This window comes from Mesorhizobium sp. P5_C1 (assembly GCF_054049815.1).
In genome coordinates, this window is record NZ_JBFULQ010001112.1 from 1 (window position 1) to 983 (window position 983).

Sequence of the window (983 nt, forward strand, 5' to 3'; positions counted from 1 at the left end):
CCAATGAGGATTACCGGCATCGGCGCTTCCAGCCCGCGGCCGAGCATCAATGGCTTGAGAATATTGTCGCTGAGCCCGGCGAAAAGGGTCCAGACCGCAAAGATGATCGCCGGCGTGTTTGCTTCCGTCGAAAAGACATAAACTATGACAGGCAGGGTCAGCAGCACCGCCGGCAGCTGCACAAGAGCCAGCAAAAACGTTGCGAGAGTCAAAAGTCCGGCTGCCGGGAGGCCAATGGCGAAGAAGCCGATCCCGACGAGCAGCGCCTGGATCACTGCCACGCCGACAACGCCTACTGCCACGCCGCGGATCGTGGCGGCGGTCAGCGTAACCAGGTGAGCCCCGCGTGCCGTGCTGCCGGTGACACGTTCCAACAGGCGCCTGGCGAATTCGGCGGCGCMCTTGCCGTAGGCGATGAGCGCCGCGGCAATCGCGAAAGAAAGGACAAACGATAGTTCACCCGCGGCCAGACCGCCCACGAACGACATCAGCCGTGCCGCGGGCGCGCTCAACATCTGGCCGTATTTGGCAAGCGCCGCCGGCATGTTGGTGGCGACGAGCGCCCAGGTCTCCGTCAGTTTCCGGCCGACCAGCGGGAGGTCGGCAAGCCATGCCGGCGGCGGTGGCACGGTCAGGCTCTGGTTCTGCCACGCGGTGACGAGCGAAACTATGGAAGACCCAAGCGACGTCACCACTGTGACCATCGGCACCAGCATCACCGCAACGCTGACCAGCCCTATCAGCAGCGCCGACCACCGATTGCCGACCCAGCTGCCAGGCGCTGATGCAGCGGATTCAGCATCACCGCCAGGACCAGAGCAGGATGCCGGCAAAAGGCAACATGATCCTTCCGCAGGCGTAGAGCAGCAAGGCTATCAGCCCAATTCGAAGTGCGGCATCAATCATGGTCGAGCGCGGAAGAGCGTGATCGGGATTTAGCGCCTTCGGGTGCATTATTTATGCCTCGCTGCCCGGTCATGCCT

The 983-nt window shown here is 63.0% G+C and carries 1 protein-coding gene; it reads right to left on the reverse strand.

Features of this window, described 5'->3' with window-relative positions:
- Positions 1-833: AI-2E family transporter (locus tag ACXJ7R_RS34250; protein ID WP_457155657.1), on the reverse strand; the 833-nt coding region annotated here is incomplete at its 3' end.
- Positions 834-983: the final 150 nt, after the last annotated feature.